The following is a 15,864-nucleotide window of genomic DNA, read 5'->3' as shown; positions in this document are numbered from 1 at the left end:
CCTTTAAATTGACGAACAATTCAGTTTTTTAATACTATACTTTGTTTTCTTGTTGCGAAACAATGTGTAATCCTCTATATTTATAAATAAAATTATGGAATATTCTATATATTTCAGAAAGAGGGGAATGTCTATGTCAGATGGACAAGAAGCAATTCTACGTCACTTAACACTTTCAAATAAACAGTTATCTATCCTCGTGGAAAGTATCCGGACAATCACTTCCAAACTTCATATTGATGAAGTATTACATACAATCATGCGGCATGCACTGAACGTTATTCCTGAAGCAGATGCAGGGTATTTAATGCTTTTTGATGAACAGAAACAGTGTCTAATTCCGAAAACCTATATTCATTTCCCGCCACTTATTGAACAATTTCAAACAAAGCCGAATGAGGCCATTACTGGTCGTGTATTTGCGACAGGAATCGGTGAGTTCTTTAACAGTTACGATGAAATTATGGCTGCTATGTACCATCAAAATGTAAGCCCGCGTAATTTACAGACAATATTAAAGAGCGCACATGTTCCGCAAGCAGCTCTTTGTGTACCGATAACTGTTGATGCTAAGCCAATCGGCATCATGATCCTTCACCAACTTCAAAAGAAAAGAGACCTCACACAAGAAGATCTATTATTTTTTCAAGCCTTTGCCGATCAGGTAGGGGTGGCAATTCAAAAAGCCCAGTATTATGAACAGATGACTGAGAAAGTAAAAGAAGCGCACGAATTATCTCTGGCATTAGAGACAAAACATACCCTTCTTAAACAGCGCTATGATGTGCATGCGACATTAAATCAATTGCTCTTACAAAACGAACCGATCTCCGTCATTTTAAATGAACTGAAAAACTTAACACAATTACCAATTGGTTTTTATGATGCATATGATGATGTGTTTTTTGAAGATGTTCAGTCAATTCCCCCTCACACAAAAGCTAAAATAAAAAAACAATTATTCTTGAAAATGAAGCCATTTGAGTATCGGCTTAAAAATGACCGCAGCTTTATTGTTTATCCTCTCTATAATTTGGATATTTGTTTAGGAAGCATGATTATTGAACAGAAAGGCATCATTTCCTACAAAGATCAGCAAACACTGGAGCAGGGGGCCAATATTTTAACACTGCAAATTTTACGCAATAAAAATGTTCTGGAGCACCATAACAAACGAATGCAGGAAACATTCCAGCAGATCATCGATGCACCTAATCAAAAAACAGTTGCTTCTATGGCATATCAACTTGATCTAGATGTGCAGGACTACTATCGTTTATGTATTTTCGAGTTCAAACAAACGGCCGACATGTTATCGATTGAACAATATTTACATCAGTTCATCTCCATGCTAAAGGAACAATTTCCAGGTGAACGGAAATTACTTTTTTATGAAAAAAACAAAATCACTCTTTTAATCGGTGTGCCGTCACCAGCAATACTTACAACATTAAACGAAACACTCTCGCGCCTACAAAAAAAGTGGCAATCACAGCATAAACCGCTTTTTCGGTGCGCAATCAGTAAGCAATATAAAACCCTACAGACAGTTTCTTCTCTTTACGAAGAAGCGCTGCAAACATTGCGCTTTTTACATGTACGTGATGAATGGACAATTACGAGTTACGATAAAATCGGACTCAACCAGCTGATTTTACAAGTCCCGCCAAAAGACTTGGCAAACTTCATTCATGACCAAATCGGTGAGTTATTGACTAAAGGCAATAAAAGTCACCTGTATGAAACATTGTTGGCCTATTTCAGGTTTAATCGCTCCGTTCAGCAAACAGCACAGCATTTACATATTCATACCAACACTTTGTATCAGCGATTAAGCCGAATTGAGCAAATATTAAATATCTCGTTTCAAATACAGGAAGATGCACTGAAAATACAACTAGCTTGTTATTTAAAAGAAAATTACTTAACGCCTGTAAAAAAACGAGAGTAAATATAGGGGAGTGAGGGGGATAATTGTCATGCTAGAAAATTAATACATCTTAATAAAAATGTATACTAAAATTTCAAGTGAGTATAAAATAGGACAAGTTAGCATGGGTGTAGGAAAGTAACTTTGTATTTAGGAGATGTTGGTGCAGAATTTTAATAGCTGACGAAGTAGCACGACCTACATACCAACAGAAAAAGTTGAAAAAATAGAGGAAGTGAAACAATGGATTGGTTCGGTAATATATTGGGTGAAGTGAATACAATATTATATTCATATGTATTAATAATTTTATTAGTAGGAACAGGCATATTTTTAACGGTTAAAACAAAGTTTATTCAATTTCGATTAATCAAAGATATGTTTAAACTTATAACAGAAGCGGCGCCAACAGATAAGTCAGGAAAAAAAGGTATATCTTCTTTTCAGGCTTTTACAATTTCTGCTGCTTCTCGAATTGGAACAGGTAATATAGCGGGTGTCGCGACGGCAATTGCTCTTGGCGGTCCCGGTGCGATATTTTGGATGTGGATGATTGCGCTGATCGGAGCGGCATCTGCACTAATTGAAAGTACATTAGCACAAGTATATAAAGTGAAAGATAAGAGTACTGGATTGTTTCGTGGTGGTCCTGCTTATTATATGGAAAAAGGCTTAAATAAAAGATGGATGGGTATTCTTTTTGCTGTTGTCATTACAATTACGTATGGCTTTATTTTTAATTCTGTCCAGGCAAATACGATTTCCATTGCATTTGAAGAAAGTTTTGGTGCCAATCGATTTGTAGTAGGTTTAGTATTGGCTGCTTTAACAGGGATTATTGTTTTTGGTGGATTAAAGAGAATTGTTAGCTTTACTCAAATAGTTGTTCCTGTTATGGCAATTTTGTATATTATAATTGCTCTTATTGTTGTATTCCTCAATATTTCCGAAATTCCGAATGTATTTCTTCTTATCATAAAGTCTGCCTTTGGATTGGAAGAAGCCTTTGCGGGAATGATTGGGGCAGCAATTATGAATGGTATTAAACGCGGATTATTCTCCAATGAAGCAGGGATAGGGTCTGCACCCAATGCAGCAGCAACAGCAGATGTTTCCCACCCAGTAAAACAAGGGTTGATTCAATCTCTTGGTGTATTTATTGATACATTAGTAGTTTGTACTGCAACAGCGGCGATCGTATTATTAGGCGATGCATACCTTCAATCTGATGCAACTTCAGTCAATTTAACGCAAGCCTCTTTAGTCGGAAGTTTAGGTGATTGGGCAGGCAGCTTCTTAGCGATCATTGTATTTATGTTTGCTTTTAGTACGGTTATTGGCAATTACTATTACGGTGAATCGAATATTAGTTTTATAAAAGATTCAAAGACCGGTTTATTAGTATTCCGTATATTTGTCGTACTTTTTGTTATGTTTGGTTCCATTGCAAAGGTACAAGTTGTATGGGATTTAGCGGATCTGTTTATGGCCTTTATGGCGATCATTAACTTAATTGCTATTCTCCAACTTTGGAAAGTGGCCAAACCGGTTATTAATGATTATTTAACTCAACGGAAGCAAGGCAAAGATCCAGTATTCTATAAGAAAAACGTACCTAATTTAGGCGAGGTGGAATGCTGGGGCGAAGATGAAGAAATAGAAGGAAAACGTTAAATTTGAGCTTTCATTCAGGAATACTACTTCGTAAATAGCTATTAAAATTTAAAATGGGGCAATCACTAAATTGGTGATTGCCCCATTCCATTATATTAGAAGCGAGTCTAGTTTAAACCGTATGGCTGTAGACCCTTCTTTTTCACTTGAATACGCCACACCTCGTTTTTTGATGATTCGGTTACGTAGAGGTATCCATCATAAAAAGCTAAGTTTGTTGCGAATGTTCCTGCATCTTCAGGAAGGCGAATGGTTCCGTATTTAAAACCATTGGCGTCAACCACTACTACTTCTCCAGCTTGGAAATGGGCTACGTACAGATTACCTTCAGCATCTACAGCTAACCCATCCGGACCGATTCCACCTTCAAAACGAGCAAAAATAAACGGTGATTCAGGAGAATTTGCAGCATTTACAGAAGGTACTGATAGAATTTGATTTTTATCAAACTCTGATATATAGACGCGTTGGCCATTAGCCGAAATAGTGATCCCATTAGGATAAGCAATATTCTCTGAGAAGAGGATTGCTTCAGTTTTACCAGGAGGTAAGTAGAAGACGCGACCTGTTGGATGAGTAGCACTAGAACCCATTGGCTCAGTAAAGTAAAGACCACCTGTTTCGTCAAAAACAAGGTCATTTAAACCGTTTAAAGGTTTCCCGTCGTAAGAATTGACAATGGTTTTGCGTTCGCCAGTAGCAGGATTGTAGGAATATAATTCACCTTTGCCATCCGTAATAAATAGGCGACCATCTTTATGGAACTTAGCTCCAATTGGCATTAATTTATCTTTATCTCCTAAAACTTTTTCAACTTTGTCGCCTTTAATAGTTAAGATTTCGCCAGTTGTCGGGCTAACTAACCAGATGTTTCCTTTACGATCAAAGTTAATACCTTCCATGAATCCACTACCTGTAGCAACCTTTTCCCATTTACTGCTTTGATGAATAATTTCAGAAATGTCATGTCTTTCCTCTGCCGGCACTGGTTTTGTTTCATACAATGCCTTAGCACCAGTGAATGTAACCGTTATAAGGGAGAGAACAAGAACCAATATCCATACAAGTGCACCTTTTTTAGACCTCATAAATACCTCCTAAATGACAGTGAATTTTTTTGAAACAGTATTCAAGAAGAAAGAAGTAATTAATTTATTAACCTTTTTAAATATAAGCGCTTATATTCTTGGTATCATATCATTCGTTCAATGATCTAAATAGCAGAAAAAGAACTCGAATGAAACTAATAAAAAGTAGTATTTTTAGCTATTTAGAAAATTCTTTATTTGTTATACTGGAAATTTAGACTATTATAAAAAATACTTGCTATATAATTGGACTTTTTAACAAAGAATGTAGTCTATAAACATTTGACTAAAAAGAAAGGAGGACAACCTTTTTGCACTCTATACACAAAATAGGTAAAAGTTTTTGGTATATCACCCCAGTCTCGTTGACTGACCGCCCGATTTTAGGAATGGTGGTTGGCAGTAAAAAGACATTAATGATTGATGCAGGGAACTCGGAAGAACATATGCACTATTTTCTGAATGAACTTCAAAAAAGGGGAGTTCCTAATCCGGCTCTAGTTGTCCTAACACATTGGCATTGGGATCATATATTTGGACTTTCCGCATTACCCGATACTGTTTCAATTGCCTCCAAAGAGACTGAAAGGGAAATGGAGAAGCTTATTCCATTTTCATGGTCAGATGAAGCCATTGATGCGCGAGTAAATAAAGGCGTGGAAATTGAATTTTGTGCAAAAGCGATTAAGGAAGAATACACGAATCATCGAAACATTAAAATTACTTTGCCGGATATTACAATAGAGAAAAGGGCAGAGATAAATCTTGGTGATGTGACTTGTATCGTACAACATGTTGGAGGGGACCATGCTGCAGATTCTGTCATTGTGTATATAAAAGAAGAGAAGATTCTTTTCTTAGGGGACTGCATTTATCCAAGAATGTATGCCGAAAAAGTACACTATACAATTAGTGAAACTTTACGGTTATTAGATGTATTAGAAACTTTTGATGCGGAAACCTATATCCCTTCACATCAACAACCAATTTCAAAAGAAGCTTTCGATAAAGAAGTTGCCATGCTAAGAACGATTGCCAAATATACAGAGGTCTGTAAGGGAGATTTACCGACAATAGTGAAGGAATACGAAAACTATGTAAAAAGGGAACTTACCGAAGATGAATTAGAAACCATCTCCCATTTTGCCGATGGATACTAACTGATTGCGCTCCTTTACGAGAAAAATTACAATTTGAAGAACCACCTAATTGTTGATATACAACGAATTAGGTGGTTTTTTGACCAAAGAAAAATTAATAGAGAGACCGTTTATAAGGTATTCTCTTTTTATTTCCCCTATATAAGTCAGCTGTTTCCTGTACTGTGCAACCCAAAAATCCCTTTGATTCTTAAAAATCTAAACCACCTGTATTAATTGCCAATTTGACAAAAGTAACAACCCATTTATAATTATAAGTTGTTAGATGTTAATTTTTACATATAACCCGCTCTCAGCAAAACAATCAGAAAGGGAGATTTTATGAAACTCATTAGTTTATCGAAGCTAGGATTAATTTTAGGATTAAGTTTATTATTAGCTGCATGTTCTTCGGAGGCTGAAGGTACAGAAAAACAAGCTGTCAACTTAGCCTATGTTGAATGGGAGACTGAGGTTGCCTCCACTCATGTAGTAGGGCAAGTTCTAGAAGATTTAGGATATGATGTAACGCTGACGCCTTTAGATAATGGAATTATGTGGGAAGCCCTTGCCAATGGAGAGGTTGATGGCATGGTTTCAGCTTGGCTACCACAGACACACGCCCCGCAAGTTGAGAAGTACAAAGGCCGTATAGATAATTTAGGTGAAAATCTGTTAGGCGGAAAAATTGGGTTAGTAGTCCCTAGTTATATGGATGTGGACTCCATCGAAGATTTAACAGATGAAGCGGGTAAAACGATAACGGGCATTGAACCAGGTGCAAATATAACAGGAACTACAGAAAAGGCGTATGAGATATACCCAAATCTTGAAGGGTGGACAGTACTAAGCTCATCTTCAGTAGCAATGACAGGGGCTCTTAAACAAGCGATTGAGAACAAAGAAGAAATCATAGTGACAGGTTGGTCTCCTCACTGGAAATTTAACTTATTCGATTTGAAGTATTTAGATGATCCTAAAGGGATGTACGGAACTGAAGAATATATCGGTACATTTGCACGTAATGGATTCAAAGAGGATAATCCTGAGGCATACAGTGTTCTCGATAATTTCCACTGGACGCCTGAAGATATAGAAAGTGTTATGTATGATATTATGGAAGGCATGGATCCGAAAGATGCAGCAAAAAAATGGATTGAAGAAAATGAGGCTAAAGTTGCCGATTGGACAAAGGAAGTTAAATAAGTACCAAGTACCGGATGCACTCAATTTGATCGGTCTCAGCATATAAGTCATCATGCTAAGAGGCGCTGGTTAACGGGAATGCCTGCTAGTCTCATTTCTATCGCTTTTATTTTAACTCAGCAGAATAACATACTCTTGTCCCCATAAAAAAACACCTCCATGTTGATTCTTGGTATTCAATACCCTTTTTTCAACAAAAGGTGTTTTTTGTTTGTGTCATTATTTTAGGTCAGTGCAAAAATACATAAACTATTTCTGTTTGTTTTTTATTTCTACTAACCCATGTCATACATTAGGAGTATACTGGGATATTTATGGAAAGGAGAAAAAACTTGAATAAAACCTTACTTAATGCACTTAGGAATGGGGGATTTATATTTTATGCAAGGCATGGAGAAGCGACTGTCGGAAGCGATTTAGCCAACTTAAACTTTCAAAACTGTTTAACTCAAAGAAATCTTTCTGAATTGGGACGTAGGCAGGCAATTTACTATGGAGAAATACTTCGGTATTTACGAATACCATTCGAAATTCCTGTTTCTTCAAGTCCCTATTGCAGGACAATCGAAACAGCACAGTTAGCATTTGGTAGTGGTAATGTTCAAATTAATCCTTTTTGGGTTGAGATAAATAGGTTAAGCGAAAATTTACCAAGTAATGATAGACAAATAATTTTGAGTAATCTTCAATCAATTTTAGAATATATTCCGGATAAGGGAAAAAATAAAATAATTGTTGATCACATTTTCCCTGCAAAGGTTGGATTAGGTCCAACCCCTTCTATGGGGACAGTTATTATTAAGCCAAAAGGGCGAGGTAACGGCTATGATATTGTTGGTCAACTATCTTTAGAATATTGGTCTACATTAGATAGTTAGAAGAACATTGTGTGAACTACATCTAAATCTATATCTTAAAACCGCACTTAAATTTGTTACGGAAATATACCGTATCATAAGTAAGTGCGGTTTTCTTTAATACTTTCAAGAAAATGAAATTTCTCCAATATAAATCTTAAAACCGATAATTTATGTAGATTTTAGTAATGTACAGTAAATCTTCAATGAGTAAGCAATCGTTGTTTATTTTATTTCTGCTACCTTATTTAAGGGCAAAAAAAATACACCTGCCAAATGCATTGTAAAAAATGCGGACACGTGGTAAGTTTATATAGATATGCACAATTAATTATATTTGTGTATATATTATTCCTTATTCTAATTATATATAAAAATTCTTTATTAGTCAACTCTTAACTATTTTCAAGGAGTGAATGTTATGAAAGCAGATTTCCTGGACGAACAACAACGGTTAAATAGTGTTCTGAATGTAATTAATGATCAAACATTTCAACTGGAATCAGAAACGTTAAAGCTCCGAAACGAGGTAGTAAATACTCGTAAGCATTTTTGGGATGAAATTAAAGTGAATACAGATTCGTTTGATGACTTTCTCGAAACCGTTATTAATTTAAGACAAGAAGCGCAGGCATTAGCTGTTGGTGAAAGTACACACCACCATGCATCCAAAAGATTAGCTGTCCTTCATCGTATGAAGTCAGTACCTTATTTCGGGCGAATAGATTTTCTTGAAGAAGGATTTTCAGAGCAGGAGAAAATTTATATTGGTATTTCGTCCCTAATGGATGCAAATGGAGAGGACTTCCTAATTTATGACTGGAGAGCACCGATTTCAAGCGTCTATTATGATTACGAGCCTGGACCAGCACACTATAAAACTCCTGGGGGCAAAGTTTACGGTGAACTCGAGAAAAAGTGGCAATACGTTATTCGTGACGGGAAACTGCAGTCTATGTTTGACACAAGTCTCACGATTGGTGACGAGATTTTGCAGAAAGTGCTCGGAAAAGGCGCGGATAAGTATATGCAAAGCATCGTAGCAACGATTCAAAAGGATCAGAACCGTATTATTCGCCATGATCAAGGGCGTATGCTTATTGTGCACGGCACAGCCGGCAGCGGAAAAACTTCAGCTGCATTACAAAGAATCGCATTTTTATTGTATAAATACCGGGACCGTATAAAAGCAGACCAAATTATATTATTTTCACCGAATGCTATGTTTAATAGCTATGTTTCCAACGTACTTCCAGAGCTCGGTGAAGAGAATATGCAGCAAGTTACATTTCAGGACTATTTGGATCATCGCTTAAGTAAAGATTTCCATTTGGAAAACCCGTATCATCAATTGGAATATGTGCTGACGGCAGCAAATAGCCCTTCATATAGCGCAAGAATTAAAGGCATTCAATTTAAAGCATCCGTAAAATTTTTCGAGGCGATTAAACTATACCGAGAAACATTGGAAAAATCAGGCCTGCTATTTAAAGATGTCAAATTCAGAGGGAGAACGATCTTTTCCTCACAACAATTGTCGGAGACGTTTTATAGAGACCATATTTCTCTGAGTTTCCAAAGCAGACTTGAAAAGCTGAAAGACTGGCTAATGAATAAAATTAAAGAAATAGAAAAAGTAGAACGTTCTCAGCCATGGGTAGAAGAGGAAATTGAACTACTAAGCGATGAGACATATCATAAAATTCATAAATATTTAGCAAAGAAAAATGGCTTTGAAAAAGAAGCGCAAGCGGATTATGAAATGAATCAGGATGCGCTTATTCAAGTAATTGTCCGCCTGAAATTGAAGCCCGTAAGAAAACAAATTCAAACACTGAACTTTATTGATTTAGAAGGGATCTATAAGCAGCTATTTACAGATCCATTACTGATGCAACAGCAATTAAAAGTAGAAGTGCCAGATGAGTGGCAAGCTATATGTGAAGATACACTTCAAATACTTGAATCGGGTACTCTGTATTATGAAGACGCGAAACCATTCCTATTTTTGCAGGAATTGATTCAAGGCTTTCAAACAAACCGTTCGATCAAGCATATCCTCATTGATGAGGCGCAGGACTATTCGCCGTTTCAATTTGAATTTCTGAAGCGGCTATTCCCTTCAGCCAAAATGACAGTGCTAGGTGATTTTAATCAGGCTATTTTTGCGCATGCGAGTGGAGTGGGAGATTTTCAAACGCTCAACCATCTCTATGGAGAAGAACAAACAGAAGTAATCAATATGACAAGAAGTTACCGTTCAACGAAACCGATTATCGAATTTACACGGAATCTTATAGCAAATGGAGAAAAAATTATCCCGTTTGACCGTGCTGGGGAGTTGCCGGTGTTGACCGAAATGGAGAATCATACAGACTTGCACCAATGCATACTGTCTAAAATTTCGGAATTACAAAGTGAAGGCTATGGAAGTATTGCAGTTATTTGTAAATCAGCGGAGGAAAGTAAGGCAGCATTTGAGACATTGAATAAAATTGATGGGATTAAGCTAATAAAAAGCGGTACAGCAGAATTTGAGAAAGGGGTAATAGTCATTCCTTCGTATTTAGCGAAGGGGATTGAATTTGAAGCGGTCATTATTTATGACGCATCCGAAAATGTATATGGTGATGAAAGTCTACGCAGGATTTTTTATACAGCCTGTACAAGGGCAATGCACGTACTGCAACTGTATAGCGTAGGGAGACCAAGTCCTTTTATGCAAAAGGCTTTAGATGGAAATTTCCTACAACATGAATTGACTTCATAAAGCATTAGTTAGACATTATTATTTCAATAAAAGCTTATTAAAACTGAGTCCGTACCGGACTCAGTTTTAATTTTAATCCGTCTGAAGTCCATTTTACCTGTTATTTCTTAATAACCGGAATCCACATTTCCCCATATACTTGGCCGTTTTGTTGCCCCATTACAACTGCTGTGTTTGGACCTCCTACATAGGCATAATCAGTTGCTTCTTGTAAAACTTGTCCAAAGGCAATACCTGTAACAGTATTAACCAACTCTTCTGCAGTAGGAGCTTCCCCTTTAACAACTACGTAATCCCCTTTAGGAAATTGAATGACTCTAGTTGCCTCTGGTAATGTTTCTTCAGTCTGGACCCCGGCATAATGCATCATCTTATTATTAACTGCTTCGTTTACGATAAAAATATAATCGTTTGTAGCTAAAGTCCTTAATGTATCAAGTCTTCCATCCTGATTGACTGCATGCCAAAAATCTGCCTTTTCTTTATTTATCCCCATATAGTCTGTGTAATTGCTCTTTAGTTCTGTTCCAAAACCTAAAACAATAAAGCTTTCCTTTTCTTCAATCGTATAATTTGGCAAATCATAAACCTTCTTTCAAATTTGTTTTAATCAAGATTTGTTTTTTTACTTGATAAGTTTATAATAGCCATAAATCATGTCAAAATATGATACTGTTTCGGAGGTGCCAATGAAAAAAGTTGAACGGATTAATACAATCATGCGATATATCAACAATCGTGCTCACTTTACCATTTCTGAAATCATGCAAGAATTTAATATCTCCCGATCAACGGCTATACGAGATATTAGAGAAATTGAAGCTATAGGAATGCCGCTTGTCGCTGAAGTTGGAAGAGAAGGGGGGTATAATGTTTTACATAACTCTGTCCTTCCCGCTGTTCGTTTTACCGATAATGAAATTAAAGCTCTTTTTATTGCCTTTATGGCGACAAGAAATCAACAACTTCCATATTTAAAAAGTCGTCAGTCGTTAGCTGAGAAATTACTCGGTTTGATTTCAGAAAACCAGCAAGACGACCTTGTTCTGTTAAATCAGATCTTGCTTTTTGAAGGGACGAACCCTCATAATCCGGATTTGCTGGATTTATCCGATTTACCTGATCCGGTGATAGAAAAGCTTATACAAACACTTCTGATTGACCGTTATTTAATCATTTCAGTCAAAGAAGGAAAGTTAACTAAAACATATTCAATTTATCTTTTTTACCTTCATCATGAAAAAGGTAATTGGCTGATAGAAGGATTTGATGTGGGTGAGAAAAAGAATCGAATTTTTCCTGTCTCGCATCTTATCGATGTGAAACCGGACTCGGGGAAAAACAGAATCAGTAAGAAGGAGATTTTAGAAAGGCTTAGTGAACGGGATAAAGAGAGTAACCTTATCCTGGAGTTTGGTCCAAAGGCAATCGCACAGTTCAAAAAATATCATCCTTTAAAACTTTCTATTTCCTATACAAATCCCTACCAAACTACAGCAGTTCTAGAGACTTTTATTAATACTGAGAACCAAGAAGACTTGGTAGAGATAACGAACTGGCTTTTGTTTCTGGGAGGGGACATAACAATTAGAGAAATACCAGAAGAAGTGTTAAAAGGGATACAAGAGAGAGTATCAGTATATTGCATATGAAAAACCCACTTAAAACGTATTTATTCATGCATAAGTGGGTTTCATCTTTGATGACTAGTTTCCCCTAATTTCTTTTAAATACTGCTCCAAATCAGCTGGAGATTTTAGCTGATTCAGCTCCTTTATAGACTCTTCATCCTCTGAATCATATGAAAAATAAAATCGGACAGCTCTCTCATCCAGATGTTTGAAGAGAAATTCATTATAAGTAAGTTTGCTGTCCTTTTTCTTTCGCTGTTTTTTCAAATTTTCATTAAAGTACACAATTTCAATATTGAAATAATTTAAATTTTGCTTTTTAAAGTGTTGGATCATTTTATAGGCTTTTTCCAATTGATCGTCCATCTGATCAGGAGATTCCAGTAGGACATTGGCAAAGATAATATTTCCGATACCGTTAGCTTCCTTTTGCAAAATCTCCTCGTACGTGTCGTTATGGTTATATGCAGCTTTGATTTCCTCCGAAAACGATACATTCACCATATAGGAGTATTTTTCAACAGTTCCATACAGCTCTTCATACAGTAACCCGAATCTTGTTTTCAGTTCCTCGCGCCAATGCATTTCCAAATACGTATCGTTAAAGGGTTCCATATCCTCATCAACCGAAACCGCTACTTCCAGATCGGGATTCTTCTTTGGGTGAGCGATGATATGATAGTACCCGAAATCTTCGCCCAATGGTTTGGAGTAAGTTGATTCATCTATCACAAAGTCTATGTTATATTTTTCTTCAAGAGAAGCTTCGGCGGCGTTCTCTGCTTTGAAGCTTATAACTGGGTAGTAAAAATAATCAAATGAAGCAATCGTGAGAATTAAAATAAAGAAGCCTGGAATCGCTAGTAACGCAATCGTTATAATTCGCATCGGAGTTTCTCCTAATACGTATAGCGTGCTACTTGCTCACCTTCAATAACAAAGCCGTCTATTTCCCGGAAGCCCATTTTTTCATAGATGCGCTTTGCATGCTCATTGTCAGGTTCATAAGAAAGGCTAATCGTTTGGTTGTGAGGCTCTTTCATTGCTCGAATATCCTCTATGACGAGCTGAACTGCTTCTTTCCCATATCCTTTTCCCTGATGTTTCTGGTCAATCATCATACGGTAAATCCAGTATTCATTGTCATCTTCATCAATACCATAAAGTGTGAATCCGACCATTTCTTCACCGTAGTAAATTCCTTTTGCATGGAAATTTTCCAAAAAGTTCAGCTGCGCCAGTGACACCGTATTTGATGCTACAAACTTTACTTGATCCTCCCGCACTTTTAATGAAATCGCTTTTATCCAATTGTCTTTTGTAATCGTTTTTAAATGCAGCATTTCTTTTACCCTCTCTCATGTAAAGTGAAGTGTCGTGCATTACGCACTAACAATTAATACCATAAAAGGGAGTGGGATTAAATATTACATTTTACCGCATTTCATAAAATTAAAAGGAGTTGGAAAAACTGCTGAAAGTCCCAAAAATCTCTTGTTTATATAACTGGGGGTATGCGGATATGAAGTTTACGATGATTAATCCATTGTCCAAAGCTGGATAGACATCGAATAAAAAACGGTCACCATACCGGATTGCCGTCAATGCGAGAGGCAATTCGCGCCGGAATACTTCATAACGCCGCATTGCTGTATTGAAATCCTGACCTTCTTTGTTAACCATTACATAGGCATTGTAATATATACAGTGCCCATTCGTTTTCCATTCGCCGATTACTTCATCTCTCATATCAATATTCACTTTGTCCCACGCAAACTGTGTTCCGATTGTTAAAAATAATTCTCCGGTGTCATCAGAATGGGTGAGTGTATGGTGTCTTGAAATAACGGGATCTGTTGCGGTAACACCATCCCTGTATTCAACGGACAGCCTTTCAGGATTAAATTTGTTCATGTCATTGCTCCAATCATTTTCTATATTCATATGCGACTTTTTTATTGGAGGTGAAGAGGTCGTTACTATGAGTAATTAACGTTTCATCCGAGTATTTCAAATGTCTATATTGTGTAAAATCATGAACATATACTAGGTTAGATGTCAAACTTAGTAGGGAGGTGAATGACATGCCATTTTTTGGGCAAAATTCTAGAGCGTGGATGTTTCCGCCAAATGGACAACAATTTGGTCCTCCACCGCAAATGGGCAGACAGCAGATGGGAATGCCTCGATCCAATGAATTTGCAAGACCGAGGGAAGCCTTTTATCCGCCATATCCAGTGAATCCTAGACAAGGGCAGGGGCAACAGCAGTTCAATCCATATCCACAACAGCAGCAACAACAATTCAACCCTTTTCCACAACAGCAACAACAGCAGGGGTCTCGCTTTAGCGGTCTTTCGGATAATTTAAATACAATGATGGGCCATGTGGGGACATTAACTAATGGAATTAATACGATGAGACAAGTAGGCGCAATGCTGAATCTCTTCAGATAATTAAATATAAACCTCGAAATATCAATTTAGCCTATCAATAGAAAATTATTGATAAGCTTTTTTGTTTCTGTAAATAAAAAGACGCTAACCAACGGCTATTTGCACAGTTGATTAGCATCCTAATTAATTTTTATTATGCTGATGAAGAATTGTTCTTTTTGATCGTTTCCTCATGCGAATGATGTTTGGACCGATTTCATTTAATACAATCGCTACGAGGATCAGCACAATACCGACCCATTGCACAGCTGTAACCGTTTCAGCCAAAATGATGCTCGCTGATAAAATTGCGACAGGCAGTTCAACAGAAGTTAATATATTTGCCAAACCTCCTGAAATCAACGGTGCACCGACCGCGTAAAACAATGGCGGCAATACAGCTCCAAATAATGAAACCCCTGCAGCGCTCGTCACCAAGTTTCCTTCAAGGGGAAATACAGTAGGGATGTCCTTCATAAATAGGATAAATACTAAAATCGTTGAGCCTGTCACCATTAAAGAAGTACGGGTTAATGGATTGACATCAACGGCGACTTTTCCGCTGAAAAAGATAAAGGCAGCATAAGTAAAAGCAGATAATATGCCCATAACAAATCCTTTAATCGGAAGGCCCTGCATATCACCGTTTAAAATATTCGATGCGAAAAATACACCGACAAGAATGAGCACAATCGAAAAAATAGTAATCGGGGCGGGCTTAATTTTATTGAAGACCCATTCGAACAGAATGCCGATCCAAACGAACTGGAACATTAAAATGATGGCCAGTGAAGCAGGTAAATACTGCATCGCACCATAATAAAAAATACTTGTTAAACCGATAAAACATCCGGTAATCATAATTGGAATGATATTCTTTTTAGTCAGTCCTTTAATCCCGTCGCCTTTTAAGAAAGCGATTGACCACAAAAGCAAAAAGGAGATGACCATTTGGACAAGATTAATTTGTCCAAGTGAGTAACCGTGCCCAAACCCTAACTTAGCGAACACAGGTGTAAAACCAAAGCATCCTGCACCTAGCAGTACAAAGAATACTCCTTTATTTATCTTCATATCTATAAACCTCCGATAATGCTTGAGAATAACGATTTTATATTAACATATATAACTTGC

14 protein-coding genes are annotated in these 15,864 nt (G+C 36.9%); 8 read left to right on the top strand and 6 right to left on the bottom strand.

Annotation, left to right across the window (positions count from 1 at the left end):
• The first annotated feature begins 133 nt into the window (after positions 1–133).
• A complete protein-coding gene (locus CBM15_RS03455) occupies positions 134–1,951 on the top strand; it encodes a helix-turn-helix domain-containing protein (RefSeq protein ID WP_087615744.1) in 1,818 nt (605 codons plus the stop codon).
• 222 nt (positions 1,952–2,173) lie between these two features.
• Positions 2,174–3,604, top strand: a complete 1,431-nt coding sequence (locus CBM15_RS03450) for an alanine/glycine:cation symporter family protein (protein ID WP_087615743.1) — start codon at positions 2,174–2,176, stop codon at positions 3,602–3,604.
• Positions 3,605–3,711: 107 nt separating this feature from the next.
• Here CBM15_RS03450 and CBM15_RS03445 read toward each other — a convergent pair whose 3' ends face one another.
• Complete coding sequence (locus tag CBM15_RS03445; protein ID WP_087615742.1) at positions 3,712–4,692, bottom strand: SMP-30/gluconolactonase/LRE family protein; 981 nt, start codon at positions 4,690–4,692, stop codon at positions 3,712–3,714.
• Positions 4,693–5,003: 311 nt separating this feature from the next.
• On the opposite strand from CBM15_RS03445, the gene CBM15_RS03440 reads away from it, so the two are divergent.
• The 4 genes from CBM15_RS03440 (at position 5,004) to helD (ending at position 10,664) form a co-directional block, all read left to right on the top strand.
• Entirely contained in the window at positions 5,004–5,852 is an 849-nt protein-coding gene (locus CBM15_RS03440; RefSeq protein ID WP_087615741.1) for an MBL fold metallo-hydrolase, read from the top strand.
• A gap of 321 nt (positions 5,853–6,173) precedes the next feature.
• Positions 6,174–7,037 carry a glycine betaine ABC transporter substrate-binding protein gene (locus tag CBM15_RS03435; protein WP_087615740.1) on the top strand — a complete coding sequence of 288 codons (864 nt, stop codon included), beginning with the start codon at positions 6,174–6,176 and terminating at the stop codon, positions 7,035–7,037.
• A gap of 332 nt (positions 7,038–7,369) precedes the next feature.
• Positions 7,370–7,915: a histidine phosphatase family protein gene (locus CBM15_RS03430; RefSeq protein ID WP_087615739.1), complete on the top strand. Its 546-nt coding sequence runs from the start codon at positions 7,370–7,372 to the stop codon at positions 7,913–7,915.
• 400 nt (positions 7,916–8,315) lie between these two features.
• Positions 8,316–10,664 carry an RNA polymerase recycling motor HelD gene (gene helD, locus CBM15_RS03425; protein WP_087615738.1) on the top strand — a complete coding sequence of 783 codons (2,349 nt, stop codon included), beginning with the start codon at positions 8,316–8,318 and terminating at the stop codon, positions 10,662–10,664.
• A gap of 100 nt (positions 10,665–10,764) precedes the next feature.
• Here the strand turns inward: helD and CBM15_RS03420 are convergent, their stop codons facing one another.
• Entirely contained in the window at positions 10,765–11,244 is a 480-nt protein-coding gene (locus CBM15_RS03420; RefSeq protein WP_087615737.1) for a GyrI-like domain-containing protein, read from the bottom strand.
• A gap of 109 nt (positions 11,245–11,353) precedes the next feature.
• On the opposite strand from CBM15_RS03420, the gene CBM15_RS03415 reads away from it, so the two are divergent.
• Positions 11,354–12,316, top strand: a complete 963-nt coding sequence (locus CBM15_RS03415; RefSeq protein WP_087615736.1) for a helix-turn-helix transcriptional regulator — start codon at positions 11,354–11,356, stop codon at positions 12,314–12,316.
• Positions 12,317–12,370: 54 nt separating this feature from the next.
• Here the strand turns inward: CBM15_RS03415 and CBM15_RS03410 are convergent, their stop codons facing one another.
• From CBM15_RS03410 to CBM15_RS03400, 3 genes are all read right to left on the bottom strand, one after another.
• On the bottom strand, positions 12,371–13,183 hold the full coding sequence (locus tag CBM15_RS03410; protein ID WP_087615735.1) for a murein transglycosylase: 813 nt from the start codon (positions 13,181–13,183) through the stop codon (positions 12,371–12,373).
• 11 nt (positions 13,184–13,194) lie between these two features.
• Entirely contained in the window at positions 13,195–13,638 is a 444-nt protein-coding gene (locus tag CBM15_RS03405; protein ID WP_008404637.1) for a GNAT family N-acetyltransferase, read from the bottom strand.
• A 109-nt stretch (positions 13,639–13,747) separates the two neighbouring features.
• The gene (locus tag CBM15_RS03400) at positions 13,748–14,209 is read right to left on the bottom strand and encodes a staygreen family protein (protein WP_087615734.1); all 462 of its coding nucleotides are present in this window, start codon (positions 14,207–14,209) and stop codon (positions 13,748–13,750) included.
• 170 nt (positions 14,210–14,379) lie between these two features.
• Here CBM15_RS03400 and CBM15_RS03395 point away from each other — a divergent pair, with 170 nt between their 5' ends.
• Positions 14,380–14,751 (top strand): hypothetical protein, encoded by a 372-nt coding sequence (locus CBM15_RS03395; protein WP_087615733.1) that lies wholly within the window; start codon positions 14,380–14,382, stop codon positions 14,749–14,751.
• 123 nt (positions 14,752–14,874) lie between these two features.
• On the opposite strand, the gene CBM15_RS03390 is transcribed toward CBM15_RS03395, so the two are convergent.
• The gene (locus CBM15_RS03390) at positions 14,875–15,804 is read right to left on the bottom strand and encodes an EamA family transporter (protein WP_087615732.1); all 930 of its coding nucleotides are present in this window, start codon (positions 15,802–15,804) and stop codon (positions 14,875–14,877) included.
• Positions 15,805–15,864: the final 60 nt, after the last annotated feature.

It is taken from the genome of Solibacillus kalamii (assembly GCF_002174535.1).
Lineage (GTDB): Bacteria > Bacillota > Bacilli > Bacillales_A > Planococcaceae > Solibacillus > Solibacillus silvestris.
The sequence above is the reverse complement of the archived record's forward strand: the minus strand, read 5'-3'. Positions and strand labels throughout refer to the sequence as shown.

Bases quoted from the DNA above. Each gene is read 5' to 3' on its own strand.
- CBM15_RS03450 (WP_087615743.1), top strand. From the start codon at position 2,174: ATGGATTGGTTCGGTAATATATTGGGTGAAGTGAATACAATATTATAT.
- helD (WP_087615738.1), top strand. From the start codon at position 8,316: ATGAAAGCAGATTTCCTGGACGAACAACAACGGTTAAATAGTGTTCTG.
- CBM15_RS03400 (WP_087615734.1), bottom strand. From the start codon at position 14,209: ATGAACAAATTTAATCCTGAAAGGCTGTCCGTTGAATACAGGGATGGT.
- CBM15_RS03390 (WP_087615732.1), bottom strand. From the start codon at position 15,804: ATGAAGATAAATAAAGGAGTATTCTTTGTACTGCTAGGTGCAGGATGC.
- CBM15_RS03410 (WP_087615735.1), bottom strand. From the start codon at position 13,183: ATGCGAATTATAACGATTGCGTTACTAGCGATTCCAGGCTTCTTTATT.
- CBM15_RS03395 (WP_087615733.1), top strand. From the start codon at position 14,380: ATGCCATTTTTTGGGCAAAATTCTAGAGCGTGGATGTTTCCGCCAAAT.
- CBM15_RS03435 (WP_087615740.1), top strand. From the start codon at position 6,174: ATGAAACTCATTAGTTTATCGAAGCTAGGATTAATTTTAGGATTAAGT.
- CBM15_RS03455 (WP_087615744.1), top strand. From the start codon at position 134: ATGTCAGATGGACAAGAAGCAATTCTACGTCACTTAACACTTTCAAAT.
- CBM15_RS03405 (WP_008404637.1), bottom strand. From the start codon at position 13,638: ATGCTGCATTTAAAAACGATTACAAAAGACAATTGGATAAAAGCGATT.
- CBM15_RS03415 (WP_087615736.1), top strand. From the start codon at position 11,354: ATGAAAAAAGTTGAACGGATTAATACAATCATGCGATATATCAACAAT.
- CBM15_RS03445 (WP_087615742.1), bottom strand. From the start codon at position 4,692: ATGAGGTCTAAAAAAGGTGCACTTGTATGGATATTGGTTCTTGTTCTC.